This window comes from Streptomyces sp. enrichment culture (assembly GCF_964272895.1).
In the GTDB taxonomy this organism is placed as follows: Bacteria; Actinomycetota; Actinomycetes; order Streptomycetales; family Streptomycetaceae; genus Streptomyces.
In genome coordinates this window covers 3,595,245-3,609,738 of sequence record NZ_OZ186832.1, presented here as the reverse complement: position 1 = coordinate 3,609,738, position 14,494 = coordinate 3,595,245, and the positions used below count along the sequence as shown (strand labels likewise).

12 protein-coding genes and 1 tRNA gene are annotated in these 14,494 nt (G+C 70.4%); 8 read left to right on the top strand and 5 right to left on the bottom strand.

What is annotated here, in order from left to right; all coding sequences use genetic code 11:
- Window positions 1-13: 13 nt before the first annotated feature.
- The 6 genes from ACSU6M_RS16275 (at window position 14) to purM (ending at window position 5,828) form a co-directional block, all read left to right on the top strand.
- The gene (locus ACSU6M_RS16275) at window positions 14-514 is read left to right on the top strand and encodes an ArsR/SmtB family transcription factor (RefSeq protein WP_437070441.1); all 501 of its coding nucleotides are present in this window, start codon (window positions 14-16) and stop codon (window positions 512-514) included.
- Between the two features lie 108 nt (window positions 515-622).
- Window positions 623-1,456: a M23 family metallopeptidase gene (locus ACSU6M_RS16270; protein ID WP_437070440.1), complete on the top strand. Its 834-nt coding sequence runs from the start codon at window positions 623-625 to the stop codon at window positions 1,454-1,456.
- A gap of 75 nt (window positions 1,457-1,531) precedes the next feature.
- Complete coding sequence (locus ACSU6M_RS16265) at window positions 1,532-2,329, top strand: sterol carrier family protein (RefSeq protein WP_437070439.1); 798 nt, start codon at window positions 1,532-1,534, stop codon at window positions 2,327-2,329.
- Window positions 2,330-2,373: 44 nt separating this feature from the next.
- Complete coding sequence (locus tag ACSU6M_RS16260; RefSeq protein WP_437070438.1) at window positions 2,374-3,129, top strand: META domain-containing protein; 756 nt, start codon at window positions 2,374-2,376, stop codon at window positions 3,127-3,129.
- Between the two features lie 61 nt (window positions 3,130-3,190).
- Window positions 3,191-4,720 (top strand): amidophosphoribosyltransferase, encoded by a 1,530-nt coding sequence (gene purF, locus ACSU6M_RS16255; protein ID WP_437070437.1) that lies wholly within the window; start codon window positions 3,191-3,193, stop codon window positions 4,718-4,720.
- Window positions 4,721-4,763: 43 nt separating this feature from the next.
- Window positions 4,764-5,828 (top strand): phosphoribosylformylglycinamidine cyclo-ligase, encoded by a 1,065-nt coding sequence (gene purM / locus ACSU6M_RS16250; protein WP_437070436.1) that lies wholly within the window; start codon window positions 4,764-4,766, stop codon window positions 5,826-5,828.
- A gap of 110 nt (window positions 5,829-5,938) precedes the next feature.
- Here purM and ACSU6M_RS16245 read toward each other — a convergent pair whose 3' ends face one another.
- A complete protein-coding gene (locus ACSU6M_RS16245) occupies window positions 5,939-6,190 on the bottom strand; it encodes a DUF3073 domain-containing protein (RefSeq protein WP_437070435.1) in 252 nt (83 codons plus the stop codon).
- A gap of 303 nt (window positions 6,191-6,493) precedes the next feature.
- The gene (locus ACSU6M_RS16240; protein WP_437070434.1) at window positions 6,494-7,591 is read right to left on the bottom strand and encodes a Leu/Phe/Val dehydrogenase; all 1,098 of its coding nucleotides are present in this window, start codon (window positions 7,589-7,591) and stop codon (window positions 6,494-6,496) included.
- Between the two features lie 224 nt (window positions 7,592-7,815).
- Here ACSU6M_RS16240 and ACSU6M_RS16235 point away from each other — a divergent pair, with 224 nt between their 5' ends.
- Window positions 7,816-8,658: a hypothetical protein gene (locus ACSU6M_RS16235; RefSeq protein WP_437070433.1), complete on the top strand. Its 843-nt coding sequence runs from the start codon at window positions 7,816-7,818 to the stop codon at window positions 8,656-8,658.
- Window positions 8,659-9,197: 539 nt separating this feature from the next.
- The gene (bldC, locus tag ACSU6M_RS16230) at window positions 9,198-9,404 is read left to right on the top strand and encodes a developmental transcriptional regulator BldC (protein ID WP_003949541.1); all 207 of its coding nucleotides are present in this window, start codon (window positions 9,198-9,200) and stop codon (window positions 9,402-9,404) included.
- A gap of 440 nt (window positions 9,405-9,844) precedes the next feature.
- Here bldC and ACSU6M_RS16225 read toward each other — a convergent pair whose 3' ends face one another.
- From ACSU6M_RS16225 to hrpA, 3 genes are all read right to left on the bottom strand, one after another.
- Window positions 9,845-10,036, bottom strand: a complete 192-nt coding sequence (locus tag ACSU6M_RS16225; RefSeq protein WP_437070432.1) for a DUF6274 family protein — start codon at window positions 10,034-10,036, stop codon at window positions 9,845-9,847.
- Between the two features lie 334 nt (window positions 10,037-10,370).
- A tRNA-Asp gene (locus tag ACSU6M_RS16220) sits at window positions 10,371-10,445 on the bottom strand.
- 97 nt (window positions 10,446-10,542) lie between these two features.
- Window positions 10,543-14,487: an ATP-dependent RNA helicase HrpA gene (gene hrpA, locus ACSU6M_RS16215; RefSeq protein WP_437070431.1), complete on the bottom strand. Its 3,945-nt coding sequence runs from the start codon at window positions 14,485-14,487 to the stop codon at window positions 10,543-10,545.
- Window positions 14,488-14,494: the final 7 nt, after the last annotated feature.

Sequence of the window (14,494 nt, the reverse complement as noted above, 5' to 3'; positions counted from 1 at the left end):
GTAATCTCTAGGTGTGGACCTCGAAGCACGCGTCGCCGATCTCGAGCGCCGGCTGGCTGCCCTGGAGGGCGAACGGCGCACCAAGCCCCGCCTGGGCGACGGCGACTTCTGGGCGCTGAACGGCCTCCGGGAACAGCTCGCCGAGGCGGGCGAGCCGGACGGGGGCGTGCTGTTCACCGGGGCGGTACGGCTGCCGACGGGGGAGCAGTACGCCTGGCAGGACGGCGCGTTGACCAAGGTCGTCCTGGCGGAGGACTGGACGTCCGCCGCGGAGTCGTTCGCGGCGCTCGGGCACCCGGTCCGGCTGCGACTGCTCCACGAGATCCTCGGCGGGCGCCGCACCGCGGCCGAGCTCGCCGACTCCGCGGACCTGGGCACGACCGGCCAGATCTACCACCACCTGCGCCAACTCGTCGGCGCCGGCTGGCTGCACACACCCGGCCGCGGCCGCTACGAGGTCCCGCCGGGCCGGGTGGTGCCGCTGCTGGTGGCGCTGTCGGCGTCCCGGTCCTGACCCACCATCCGCTCCGGCCGTCCGCGTACCGCCCTGACCAGGCCGTACGCGCCCCGGCCCGGCCGATCGCACACCCGCACACATCACGCACGCATCACTGGGGGAACGATGAACGCGCGCAAACTCGCCATGATCACCTTCCGGCTCCTGCTCCTGGGCTTCTTCGTCCTGGTGGCCCTGGACGCCTTCCTCGACCTCGGCCACCCGCACTGGTGGAACTTCCTGCCGCTCGTCGCCGCCTTCGCCCTCGTCGGCGTGCTCAACCGCTGGGGCGGAGCCCCCGACAACCCGCAGGTCGGCCGGGACCCCGTGGAGGTCGCCCCGCCCGTCACCGGCCGCTGGCTCGCCCTGAACAGCCCGGCCGACCGGACCCCGAGCCACGGCACCCACGCCTACGGGCAGACCTTCGCCATCGACCTCGTCGCCGAGCCGGAGCCCGGCGCCCGCCCCGAGTTCAGCCTGCTGTGGCCGCCCGCCCGCCGCCCCTCCGCCTACCCCGCCTTCGGCGCACCGCTGCTGGCCGCCGCCGACGGCACGGTGGTCAGCGCGAGCGACACCCAGCGCGACCACCTCAGCCGCACCTCGCTGCCCGCGCTCGCCTATCTGATGCTCTTCGAGGCGTCGGCGCGCGAGACGCTCGGCGTCCGGCGGCTGCTCGGCAACCACGTCGTCCTCGACCTCGGCGACGGCGTCTACGCGCTCTACGCCCACCTCAGCCGCGGCTCCCTCGCCGTGCGCCCCGGCGAACGGGTGCGCGCCGGTCAGCTGCTCGCCCGGTGCGGCAACTCCGGCAACTCCACCGAGCCGCATGTGCACTTCCAGCTGATGGACGGCCCCGACCCGGACACCGCCCGCGGCATCCCGTTCCACTGGCCCGGCCTCGGCGTACCCCGCAACGGCGAGGCGTTCGAGGCCCCCTCGGCGCAGTCGGCCCCGGCCTGAGAACACGCCGTCGGCCCGCTCGGCCCGGTGCGAAAACACCCCGTCGGCCCGCTCGCCCCCGCGTAGGCTGCGGCCATGTCTCCGGCCAAGAAGCGCGCCCGCACCTATGACCCCGCCAAGATCCGTACCGCGGTGTTCGCCCAGTTCGGGCAGGTCCGCCGGGCCGTGGAGAGCCTTACCGCCGATCAACTCGCCCTGCCCACACGGCTGGGCGAGTGGACCGTACGGGATCTGGCCGCGCACCTCACCATGACCGTGGCCGCCGTCAGCCGCGCCCTGGAGCGCGAGGAGCCGGCGAAGGCGGACATCGCGCTGCTCGACTACCCCGCGGTGACGGCTCCCTTCGCCCGGGCCATCGCCGACGGCACCCGGCAGCTGGCCGCCGCCCACCCCGACCTCGACGCCCTGTACGCCCGCACCGAGGACGAGCTCACCGCCCACCTCGCCGCGGCCCCCGAGACCCGCCTGCTGGACATCCGCGCCGGCGGCATGACGCTCACCGACTACCTGGTCACCCGCACCGTCGAACTCGTCGTCCACACCGACGACCTGAACGCCGCCGTGCCCGGTCTGGACATCCCGCTCGACAGGCAGGCCCTGGCCGCCTGCACCCGTCTGCTCGCCGACGCCCTCGCCGCGAAGGCCCCCGGCGGCGCCACCGAGGTACGGATCCCGCCGTACGCCGTGGTGCAGTGCGTCGAGGGCCCCCGGCACACCCGCGGCACCCCGCCGAACGTCGTCGAGACCGACCCGCTGACCTGGATCCGCCTCGCCACCGGCCGTCTGACCTGGGCGGAGGCCCTGGGGCAGGCCAAGGTCAGCGCGAGCGGGGAGCGGGCCGACCTCAGCGGGCTGCTGCCGCTCATGGCGTGACACGGCGGGGGGAACCGATTCGGCGGGTCCCCCGTCCCACCGGCATGGACAAGCAGCGACTGACCCTCGCGGCCCTCACCCTGCTCCCCCTGCTGGCCGCCTGCGGCACCGAGAAGGCCGGCGGCGACGCCGTCGGCGCCGGCCCGGACGTCACCGGCGTGCGCTGGGCCGTCACCGACATCACCGTCGACAACCGCACCCACAAGGCCCCCGGCACCGCCCATCTGCGCATCTCCGCCGACGGAAGGACCGAGGGCAACCTCGGCTGCAACGGCTTCAGCTCGGACGCCGACCTCGACGGCGACCGGGTCACCTTCCGCGAGCTCGGTGCCACCGAGATGGCCTGCGAGAACCTGCGCTTCGAGGAGACCTTCGCCAAGACCCTGACCGACGGCACCCTCACCGCCCGCGCGCAGGGCGACCACCTCACCCTCACCACCGCCGACGGCGACCGCGTCCGGCTCACCGAGCAGAAGCCCGCCGCGCTCGCCGGCACCCGGTGGACGATCACCGACCCGGCCTCCCAGGGCCGCGCCCACCTCGTCTTCGACACCTCCGCCGGCACCGTCTCCGGGAACGCGGGCTGCAACCGGATCAACGCCGAGGCGACGGTCCGCGACGGCCGTATCACGCTGGGCTCGGTCGCCACCACCCGAATGGTGTGCGAAGGCTCACTCATGCATACCGAAAGGGCGCTCCTGCGGGTCCTCGACGGCACCGTCGATTACCGGATCGATCACCGCACCCTCACTCTGACCAGCGAAAACGGCGACATCGCGACCGCTGTCGCCGAGCGGTGATCCCTTACCGGCGGGTATCCCCAATTCGGACCAGTGGTCGATCTCGCCTACACTCGAAGGCGTGCCACGTGGTGACGGTCGACTCAATCACGATCTGCTCCCCGGCGAGAAAGGCCCCCAGGACGCGTGTGGCGTCTTCGGTGTCTGGGCTCCGGGCGAAGAGGTCGCAAAGCTCACGTACTTCGGGCTCTACGCCCTCCAGCATCGGGGTCAGGAATCCGCGGGAATCGCGGTCAGCAACGGCTCCCAGATCCTCGTCTTCAAGGACATGGGCCTGGTCTCCCAGGTCTTCGACGAGACCTCTCTCGGTTCGCTCCAGGGTCACATCGCGGTCGGACACGCCCGCTACTCGACCACCGGCGCCTCCGTGTGGGAGAACGCCCAGCCGACGTTCCGCGCCACCGCGCACGGTTCGATCGCGCTCGGCCACAACGGCAACCTCGTCAACACGGCCGAGCTGGCCGAGATGGTCGCCGCCCTGCCGAACGACAACAACAGCCGCTCCACCCGGGTGGCCGCCACCAACGACACCGACCTGCTCACCGCGCTGCTCGCGGCCCAGGTCGACGAGGACGGCAAGCCGCTGACCATCGAGGAGGCCGCCCATCAGGTCCTCCCGCAGGTCAAGGGCGCTTTCTCGCTCGTCTTCATGGACGAGCACACCCTCTACGCCGGCCGTGACCCGCAGGGCATCCGCCCGCTGGTCCTCGGCCGTCTGGAGCGCGGCTGGGTCGTCGCCTCCGAGACCGCCGCGCTGGACATCTGCGGCGCCAGCTTCGTGCGCGAGATAGAGCCGGGCGAGTTCATCGCGATCGACGAGAACGGCCTGCGCACCTCGCGATTCGCGGAAGCGAAGCCCAAGGGCTGTGTCTTCGAGTACGTGTACCTCGCCCGCCCCGACACCGACATCGCCGGCCGCAACGTGTACCTCTCCCGCGTGGAGATGGGCCGCCGCCTGGCGAAGGAGGCCCCGGTCGAGGCCGACCTGGTCATAGCGACCCCGGAGTCCGGCACCCCGGCCGCCATCGGCTACGCGGAGGCGTCCGGCATCCCGTTCGGCGCCGGCCTGGTCAAGAACGCCTACGTCGGCCGCACCTTCATCCAGCCCTCCCAGACGATCCGCCAGCTCGGCATCCGGCTGAAGCTGAACCCGCTGAAGGAAGTCATCAAGGGCAAGCGCCTGGTCGTCGTCGACGACTCCATCGTGCGCGGCAACACCCAGCGGGCCCTGGTCCGCATGCTGCGCGAGGCGGGCGCCGCCGAGGTCCACATCCGGATCTCCTCCCCGCCGGTGAAGTGGCCCTGCTTCTTCGGCATCGACTTCGCCACCCGCGCCGAGCTCATCGCCAACGGCATGACGATCGACGAGATCGGCACGTCCCTGGGCGCCGACTCCCTGGCGTACATCTCCATCGACGGCATGATCGAGGCGACCACCATCGCCAAGCCGAACCTGTGCCGCGCCTGCTTCGACGGCGAGTACCCGATGGAGCTCCCCGACCCCGAGCTGCTCGGCAAGCAGCTCCTGGAGACGGAGCTGGCCGCCGGTCCGGCCGCCACGGCCGCGGCCGACGCGATCCGCCGCCCGTAGACAGCCCGTATCACTGCAGTACGACACGAAAGTTCTCACTCTCATGCCTGAGACCACTGGTGCCAGCTACGCAGCCGCGGGCGTCGACATCGAAGCGGGCGACCGCGCGGTCGAGCTGATGAAGGAGTGGGTGAAGAAGACCCAGCGCCCCGAGGTCCTCGGCGGCCTCGGCGGTTTCGCCGGACTCTTCGACGCCTCCGCCCTCAAGCGCTACGAGCGTCCGCTGCTCGCCTCCGCCACCGACGGCGTCGGCACGAAGGTCGACATCGCCCGCCGGCTGGGCGTCTACGACACCATCGGCCACGACCTGGTCGCCATGGTCATGGACGACATCGTGGTGTGCGGTGCCGAGCCGCTGTTCATGACCGACTACATCTGCGTCGGCAAGGTCCACCCCGAGCGGGTCGCGGGCATCGTCAAGGGCATCGCCGAGGGCTGTGTGCTGGCGGGATGCGCTCTGGTGGGCGGCGAGACGGCCGAACACCCCGGTCTGCTGGGCGAGGACGACTTCGACGTCGCCGGCGCCGGTACGGGCGTCGTGGAGGCCGACCGGCTGCTGGGCGCGGATCGTATCCGTAAGGGTGACGCGGTCATCGCCATGGCGTCCTCCGGCCTTCACTCCAACGGGTACTCCCTGGTCCGCCACGTCCTGCTGCAGCAGGCGGGCCTGTCCCTGGACGCCCGGATCGAGGAGCTCGGCCGCACCCTCGGCGAGGAGCTGCTGGAGCCCACCAAGATCTACTCGCTGGACTGCCTGGCGCTCACCCGCACCACCGAGGTCCACGCCTTCAGCCACATCACCGGCGGCGGCCTCGCGGCGAACCTGGCCCGCGTCATCCCGGACGGCCTGCACGCCACCGTCGACCGCTCCAGCTGGACCCCGGACCCGATCTTCGACCTCGTCGGGAAGACGGGGCAGGTCGAGCGCCTGGAGCTGGAGAAGACCCTGAACATGGGCGTCGGCATGATGGCGATCGTCCCCGAGGAGTCCGTGGACGTGGCCCTGGCGACGCTGGCCGACCGGAATGTGGACGCCTGGGTGGCCGGTGAGATCACCGACCGCGGCGAGCACACCACGGGCGCGGAGCTGGTCGGCGACTACGCCTGACGGCAGATCCGGCGGGGCCGCCGCACGGCGGTGAGCCCCGCACGGCAGCACGAAACCCGGTCCGGTGCTTATCGGCTCCGGACCGGGTAACGGTCAAGCGGCTGCAAGCGTTACGCGCCGCGACGCTGTTGCGAGGAGTCCTCGTCCTCGTCGTCCTCGTCGTCGTCCTCATAGAGGTCGGCGTACCGGGAGTACAGGTCGTCGTCGTGCTCATCGTCCTCGAAGCGGTCGCCGTTCGGCGACTGGTTCGACGTCGATGCGCCCAGCTCTTCAGCCAGGCGTGAGAGGTCCGTCCCACCGCTGTTGTACTTCAGCTGGCGGGCGACCTTCGTCTGCTTGGCCTTGGCCCGGCCGCGCCCCATGGCTCGACCCCCTCAACGACGGGGCTCGACGGCCCCAGAGTCTGACACGCGTTCATGATCCGGAACGGACTCTCCGTAGAGAGGCCGGTCCGTAGGGCTTCCACGGTACCTGAGCCCGCGCCCATACGGTACGTCGCCCGCAGCACGCGCGTGTGCCCAGGACCTTCGAGGTGCCCTGTCCTCGCTGGTCAATGGCGATTTTAACCACTTAATGAGGGACGACCCGCCGGTTGAAGTGAGAGTTCTCTCTAACCGACCCCCGGCGGGTACCGCACGGACCGTGGGCCCCTGCTCGGCGGAACGTCAGCGTCCGCGGGCGGCGGCCGCCTCGTGCATCCGCTGCTCGGCGATCCGGTCGGCCGCGGCGGCCGGCGGGATCCCGTCCGCCTTCGCACGTGCGAATATGGCGAGCGTGGTGTCGTAGATCTTCGCCGCCTTGGCCTTGCACCGGTCGAAGTCGAAACCGTGCAGCTCGTCGGCCACCTGGATCACGCCACCGGCGTTCACCACGTAGTCCGGCGCGTAGAGGATCCCGCGGTCGGCGAGGTCCTTCTCCACACCCGGATGGGCGAGCTGGTTGTTGGCCGCGCCGCAGACCACCTTGGCGGTCAGCACCGGCACCGAGTCGTCGTTCAGGGCACCGCCCAGCGCGCAGGGCGCGTAGATGTCCAGGCCCTCGACGCGGATCAGCGCCTCGGTGTCGGCGACGGCGCTCACGCCGCCCTCCGGGTGGCGGTCGAGGATGCGCTGCACGGCGTCCGCGCGCACGTCGGTGATGACGACCTCGGCGCCCTCCGCGCGCAGGTGCTCGACCAGGTGGTGGCCGACCTTGCCGACGCCCGCGATGCCCACCGTGCGGCCGCGCAGCGACGGGTCGCCCCACAGGTGCTGGGCCGAGGCCCGCATGCCCTGGTACACACCGAAGGCGGTGAGCACCGACGAGTCACCGGCGCCGCCGTTCTCGGGGGAGCGGCCGGTCGTCCAGCGGCACTCGCGTGCCACCACGTCCATGTCGGCCACGTAGGTGCCGACGTCGCAGGCGGTGACGTAGCGGCCGCCGAGCGAGGCCACGAACCGGCCGTAGGCCAGCAGCAGCTCCTCGGACTTGATCTTCTCCGGGTCGCCGATGATCACGGCCTTGCCGCCGCCGTGCTCAAGACCGGCCATGGCGTTCTTGTACGACATGCCGCGCGCGAGGTTCAGCGCGTCGGCGACGGCCTCCTCCTCGTTCGCGTACGGGTAGAAGCGCGTACCGCCGAGGGCAGGGCCGAGGGCGGTGGAGTGGATGGCGATGACGGCCTTGAGGCCGCTGGCGCGGTCCTGGCAGAGCACGACTTGCTCGTGGCCCCCCTGGTCCGAGTGGAACAGGGTGTGCAGGACGCCGTCGGTTACGTCGGTCACTGTGGTGACTCCTGGGTAAGCAGAGGCGGTTGGGAGGGGGTCCCGTGCGGGTGGCGGGGCCCCGTTGGGCTGAAGAGTAAGGCCTGTCCGGGGCGCTCCACCTCGCCGTGCTCAGGATCACCTACGCACGGAGTACCCCCGTGCGAGGATTCGCATGGTTTTCCCGTTCCCGCGCGAGCGGGTTCCGCAGGTTTTCCCGGCAGGCGGCGGGGGAGGGAGCAGGCGTGCCCAAGGTGTCCTCGGTGATCGTCCCCTACGCGGCCTACTTGCGCGTGTACGAGCCGCTGGCCGCCTTCCCCGAGCCCGAACGCGCGCACTGGGCGCGCTACGCCCACCGCCCCGAGCACCCCACCTACCAGGACGAACTGCGCCGCTCGCTGGCCGACTTGCTGCCCACCCCGCCGGTCGCGGTACCGGTGCACGAGAGCGCGGACGCCTTCGTCCTGGAGCTCGACGGCGTGGTCCACGTCTGCCCCTGGCGCACCCGGCTGCGCGGCTGGCAGGCGCTCGGCGATCTCGGCGAGGAGCTGCCGCCGCCGGTCCTGGACGCCGTACTGCCGCCCGTGCTGCGCGAGCAGGCCGCGCAGGACTACGAGCGCTGGCTGGCCCGCAACCCCGACGCCCGCCCCTGGATCCGCACGGCGACCTGGCAGGTGCCGCTGAACTGGTTCGTGCTGGTCGCCGACGAGGAGCGGGAGTACGTCAAGGGGACCGCCGAGGAGGTGCCCGTGCTGCGCTACCGCACCCCGATGGTGCAGGCGCGGCGCCGGGTCGCGCGGGGGCTGCGCGCGCTGCGGGACTCCGTCGACGAGGGGCCGCTGATCGACGGGCTGGTGGACGTCGGGCGCTGGCTGGAGGAGTTCCATCCGCGCTCGCTGGTCGAGCTGGACTACGGCGGGCTCGTGCACGTCCTGCCGGCGGGCGATCTGGAGGGCGACCACTCCGCGGCGGACGTGGCCGCCGGCATCGACGCGCTGCGCCGGGGCGACCCGGTCGCGGCGGGGCGGGCGTACGGACGGCTGGTCGAGCGCTGGCGCGCGGTGCGGGACCTCCGGTCGGCGAACTGAGGGCCGCCCGCCGGTGCGATCTGACACCGCGACAGAAACGTCACCTTCGGAGTGACGCGCGTCACGGCTTGAACCCGGTGAACCGCGTACGGTCTACCGCACTTCCAGAAGTTGACGGGACGTAGATCCCGATCCGGGCGTTTTCCCCCAAGAGTGACAGACCGCACGTACAGGGGCCTTGCGCCCCATGGCCCCCCTCGTGCCAAAATAGGACAAGGAGCCCGGGGAGGGCTCTTTCTCAGCATTGCACGCTTTGGGGGGTCTGATGACTCCTGATCGCCCTGTGACTGATCGTCACAGCGGCGTGACTGTCCGCTATGGCATGGTCCATCGGCTTCCGTCGCTGATGAACACCTGGGAGGGCAATTCCATCGGTTTGGCCGACGCGGCTGGACAGATGGTGTAGTTGTAGTGCCGAGGACAAGCCGTTCGTCCTATAACCGACTCGACTCGCGTCCGCCATTTCGGGCAACGCGGGTCAAGGTGCAGAATTTAGAGGAAAGAACCGAGAAGGTTCGGTTCTCCCGAGGAGGCCGCTCATGACCGCTCGCACCCCTGATGCCGAGCCGCTGCTGACCCCGGCTGAGGTCGCCACGATGTTCCGCGTCGACCCCAAGACGGTCACGCGGTGGGCGAAGGCCGGCAAGCTCACGTCGATCCGCACGCTCGGCGGGCACCGCCGCTACCGCGAGGCCGAGGTCCGCGCTCTGCTCGCGGGCATCCCGCAGCAGCGCAGCGAGGCCTGAACAACTGCATAACCGGGCAAACCGACTGGACCCCCAACCTGGTCGAGGCGCCCGACACCCCCTAGCTCCAAGCGACGCGGGTCCTGCCCCAACAGGCCCCACGCCCACGCCGAACAGAACGTCACAGGCACAACCAGGGTGCGTCGTAGATCGCGCTGGACTCCGCCGGGTCCAGCGCGATCTTTTTGTGTCCGGGGCCGGTACCAGTCCGCGGGGGTGGGGGCGGGCTGCGAGGAGCCGCGGTGACAGCCCTGAAGACTGGTGCAATTGCACATATTAAATTGACCGGTTGTAGGAGCGGGTTAAGAACCACCGTTTCGGAAACTCGTCCGGTGACTCCCGTCACACACCACGGCACTTGTTGCCCCTGGCGCCCCTGCGCTAATGGAGGCCGAGGTTCCACCATCCCGTCGCCGTACGGCTGTTGAGCCCGGCGGACGTCACGAACCCGAGGGCCGTTCCTCCTCCGCGCCCTCCTCGGGACCCTCAGTACCCCTCGGCGCGGAATCCATGGCCAGCCGCAGCAACTGATGGCAGATCGGACAGTGCCGGGTCAGATGCCGGTACGACGACGCGGCCGCCAGATGCGCCCGCAGCAACGCCCGCGTCTCATGCCTGACCGATGCCGCCATACGGCCCCCTCCCGACGCCCCGCACCGTGACCCCGCCCTTCCGGGGTACCGACCGAATGTGACGCCGTCAAGGCCGCGGAAGGCGCCCTGAGGGCCCGGCGCGGAGGAAGGGGGCCCGTCCGGGGCCCCGGAGCCGCACCGACGCGCAGAGGGGCCCACAGGGGCCGACCTGGTCGTACGCCCGCGGCGGGCGACGGCGACGGCGCGCGGGCCGCGGCGGGTTTGGCGAAAACGCGCAAGGCCCCCGTTCTCGTGCTGAACGCGGGCCTCGTCCTCGTGCGGCGGACGCGAAGGAGGCCCGCTCCCCTTACGGGGAACGGGCCTCCTTCTGCTGCGGTCCTGACGGGATTTGAACCCGCGGCCTCCACCTTGACAGGGTGGCGAGCACTCCAAACTGCTCCACAGGACCAGGTGTCGCGGCGTTTCGCGTTTCCGCGTTGCGCTGCGAGAAGGACTGTACAGGAGGGTGAGCCCCCGGGTCGAACTCACCCTCCGTGCGGACGCCGTCACGGCGCGAGCGCGTCGATCGCCTTCACGATCCGCTTGTCCGAGACCGGGTACGCCGTGCCCAGCGCGTGCGCGAAGTAGCTCACCCGCAGCTCCTCGATCATCCAGCGGATCTCCCGGACCGCCGCCGGCACCGGCCGCCCCTTCGGCAGCTGCTCCAGCAGCCACGCGTACTCGTCCTGCATGTCGTGGACCTTCTCCATGCGGGTCGTGTCCCGCTGCACGCCGGTCGGCATCTGCTGCAACCGCCGGTCCGCCGCCACCAGATACCGCATCAGATGCGGCAGCCGCCCGATCCCCGCCTCCGTCACGAACCCCGGCTTCACCAGGCCGTCCAGCTGCGTCCGTACGTCCGTCAGGTTCGCCAGCAGCGCCGGGCTGCGTACGGCCTTCAGGCGCCGCTCACAGGCTTGCCAGGCGGCCAGCACCTGCTGCACCTGCCCGACCGTCCGCACCGTCGTGTCGACGATCTCCGCCCGCACCTTGTCGTACAGCTTCCGGAACGACTCCTCGTCCCACGCCGGCCCCCCGAAGTCCGCGATCAGCTTGTCCGCCGCGGCCCTCGCGCAGTCGTCGAACAGCGCCTGCATCGAACCGTGCGGATTCGCCGACAGGGCGAGCTTCTGCGCGTTCGTCAGCTTCTCGGACGCGAACTTCGCGGGATTCACCGGGATGTTGCGCAGGATCAGCCGGCGCGTGCCCTTCCACATCGCCTCCGCCTGCTCCGCCTCCGTGTCGAAGAGACGCACGGAGACCGTGTCGCCGTCGTCGACCAGCGCCGGATACGCCTTCACCGGCTGCCCCGCCCGACGCGTCTCGAAGACCCGGGTGAGCGTGCCGATCGTCCAGTCGGTGAGGCCCTGGCGCTCCAGCGACTCCCCGCCCGCACGGGACGCGGTCGCCGCGGCCGCCTGCGACAACGCCTGGCGCGCCTTCGGCTTCAGCCGCAGCTTCAGCGCCTCCAGGTCCTTGTCCTCCGCGAGCTTGCGGCGCCGCTCGTCCACGATCCGGAAGGTGATCCGCAGATGGTCCGGCACCTTCGCCCAGTCGAAGTCGTCCGCCTCGAAGGGGACCCCGACCATCCGCTTCAGCTCACGCGCCATCGTCACCGTCAACGGCTCCTGCAAGGGCACGGCCGTGTCCAGGAACCGCTTCGCGAAGTTCGGAGCCGGAACGTAGTTGCGGCGGATCGGCTTGGGCAGGGAACGGATCAGCTCCGTCACCAACTCCTCCCGCAGGCCCGGGATCTGCCAGTCGAAGCCCTCGTCCGTGACCTGGTTGAGCACCTGGAGCGGAATGTGCACCGTCACACCGTCCGCGTCCGCACCCGGCTCGAACTGGTACGTCACCCGGAACTTCAGCTGCCCCTGCCGCCAGGTGTCGGGATAGTCGGCCTTGGTGACCGCCTCCGCCGACTCCCGGATCAGCATCTCCCGCTCGAAGTCCAGGAAGTCCGGCTGCTCGTGCCGCTTGCGCTTCCACCAGGAGTCGAAGTGCGCCCCCGACACCACGTGTTCGGGCACCCGCTGGTCGTAGAAGTCGAACAGCGTCTCGTCGTCGACCACGATGTCCCGGCGCCGCGCCCGGTGCTCCAACTCCTCGACCTCGCTGAGGAGTCGGCGGTTGTCGGCGAAGAACTTGTGATGCGTGCGCCAGTCGCCCTCGACGAGCGCGTTGCGGATGAACAGCTCGCGGGAGACCTCCGGGTCGATCCGCCCGTAGTTGATCTTCCGCTGGGCGACGATCGGGACGCCGTACAGCGTGACCTTCTCGTAGGCCATCACCGCCGCCTGGTCCTTCTCCCAGTGCGGTTCGCTGTACGTCCGCTTGATCAGGTGCTGGGCGAGCGGTTCGACCCACTCCGGCTCGATCTTCGCGTTGACCCGCGCCCACAGCCGCGAGGTCTCCACCAGCTCCGCCGACATCACGAACCGCGGTTGCTTCTTGAACAGCGCCGAGCCCGGGAAGATCGCGAACTTGGCGTTGCGGGCGCCCAGGTACTCGTTCTTGTTGCCGTCCTTCACATCCTTCATCCCGATGTGGGACAGCAGGCCGGCGAGCAGCGACACATGGATGCGGTCGGCGGGGGCGTCGTCCTCGTTGAGGTGGATGCCCATCTGCTTGGCGACCGTGCGCAGCTGGCTGTAGATGTCCTGCCATTCACGAATGCGCAGGAAGTTCAGGTACTCCTGCTTGCACATACGGCGGAAGGAACTCGAGCCGCGCTCCTTCTGCTGCTCGCGGATGTACCGCCACAGATTCAGATACGCCAGGAAGTCACTGGTCTCGTCCTTGAACCGGGCGTGCTGCTGGTCCGCCTGCGTCTGCTTCTCGGCCGGGCGCTCGCGGGGGTCCTGGATGGACAGCGCGGCGGCTATGACCATGACCTCGCGGACACAGCCGTTCCTGTCGGCCTCCAGGACCATGCGGGCCAGCCGCGGGTCGACGGGGAGCTGGGCCAGCTTGCGGCCGGTGTCGGTGAGCCGCTTGCGTACGTCCTTCTGCGCCGGGTCCAGCGCGCCGAGCTCCTGCAGGAGCTGGACGCCGTCGCGGATGTTGCGGTGGTCCGGCGGGTCGATGAACGGGAACTTCTCGATGTCGCCGAGGCCGGCCGCGGTCATCTGCAGGATGACGGAGGCCAGGTTGGTCCGCAGGATCTCCGCGTCCGTGAACTCCGGCCGGGCGAGGAAGTCCTCCTCGCTGTACAGCCGGATGCAGATGCCGTCGGACGTACGCCCGCAGCGGCCCTTGCGCTGGTTGGCGCTGGCCTGGGAGATCGGCTCGATCGGCAGCCGCTGCACCTTGGTGCGGTGGCTGTAGCGGGAGATGCGGGCGAAGCCCGGATCGATGACGTACTTGATGCCCGGGACCGTCAGGGAAGTCTCCGCGACATTGGTCGCCAGAACGATCCTGCGCCCGGTGTGCGGCTGGAAGACCCGGTGCTGCTCGGCGTGCGACAGCCGGGCGTAGAGCGGCAGGACCTCCGTGAACCGGTACTGCTTCTTGGTGAGCGCGTCCGCGGTGTCCCGGATCTCGCGCTCACCGGAGAGGAAGACGAGGATGTCGCCCGGCCCCTCCGCCATCAGCTCCTCGACGGCGTCGGTGATCGCGGTGATCTGGTCCCGGTCGGCGTCCTCGGAGTCCTCCTCCAGCAGGGGCCGGTAGCGCACCTCCACCGGATAGGTCCGCCCGCTGACCTCGATGATCGGGGCGTCCCCGAAGTGCCGGGAGAACCGCTCCGGATCGATGGTCGCCGAGGTGATGACGACCTTCAGGTCGGGCCGCTTGGGCAGCAGCTGGGCCAGGTAGCCGAGCAGGAAGTCGATGTTGAGGGACCGCTCGTGGGCCTCGTCGATGATGATCGTGTCGTAGGCGCGCAGCTCGCGGTCGGTCTGGATCTCGGCGAGCAGGATGCCGTCGGTCATCAGCTTGATGAAGGTGGCGTCCGGGTTCACCTGGTCGGTGAACCGCACCTTCCAGCCCACGGCCTCCCCGAGCGGGGTGCGCAGCTCCTCCGCGACGCGCTCGGCGACGGTGCGCGCGGCGATACGGCGGGGCTGGGTGTGCCCGATCATGCCGCGCACGCCCCGGCCGAGCTCCATGCAGATCTTGGGGATCTGGGTGGTCTTGCCGGAACCGGTCTCACCGGCCACGATCACGACCTGGTGATCACGGATGGCGGCCGCGATCTCGTCCTTCTTCTGGCTGACGGGGAGCTGCTCGGGATAGCTGACCGCGGGCACCCGCAGGCGCCGCTCGGCCATCCGCTGCTCGCCCCTGGCGACCTCGGCCTCGATCTCGCCGAGCACGGCATCGCGGGCCTCGGGCTTGCGGATCTTGCGGGCGCCCTCCAGCCGCCGCCCGAGCCGGTGCGCATCACGCAGGGACAGCTCGGTCAGACGGGCGGCGAGTGCGCCGAGGGCGGGGGCAGGCTGCGTAGACATACGCGAT

Coding starts and splice junctions, on each gene's coding strand:
- ACSU6M_RS16225 (WP_437070432.1), bottom strand. CDS start 10,036: ATGGCGGCATCGGTCAGGCATGAGACGCGGGCGTTGCTGCGGGCGCAT.
- bldC (WP_003949541.1), top strand. CDS start 9,198: ATGACCGCTCGCACCCCTGATGCCGAGCCGCTGCTGACCCCGGCTGAG.
- ACSU6M_RS16245 (WP_437070435.1), bottom strand. CDS start 6,190: ATGGGGCGCGGCCGGGCCAAGGCCAAGCAGACGAAGGTCGCCCGCCAG.
- purM (WP_437070436.1), top strand. CDS start 4,764: ATGCCTGAGACCACTGGTGCCAGCTACGCAGCCGCGGGCGTCGACATC.
- ACSU6M_RS16265 (WP_437070439.1), top strand. CDS start 1,532: ATGTCTCCGGCCAAGAAGCGCGCCCGCACCTATGACCCCGCCAAGATC.
- ACSU6M_RS16260 (WP_437070438.1), top strand. CDS start 2,374: ATGGACAAGCAGCGACTGACCCTCGCGGCCCTCACCCTGCTCCCCCTG.
- hrpA (WP_437070431.1), bottom strand. CDS start 14,487: ATGTCTACGCAGCCTGCCCCCGCCCTCGGCGCACTCGCCGCCCGTCTG.
- ACSU6M_RS16270 (WP_437070440.1), top strand. CDS start 623: ATGAACGCGCGCAAACTCGCCATGATCACCTTCCGGCTCCTGCTCCTG.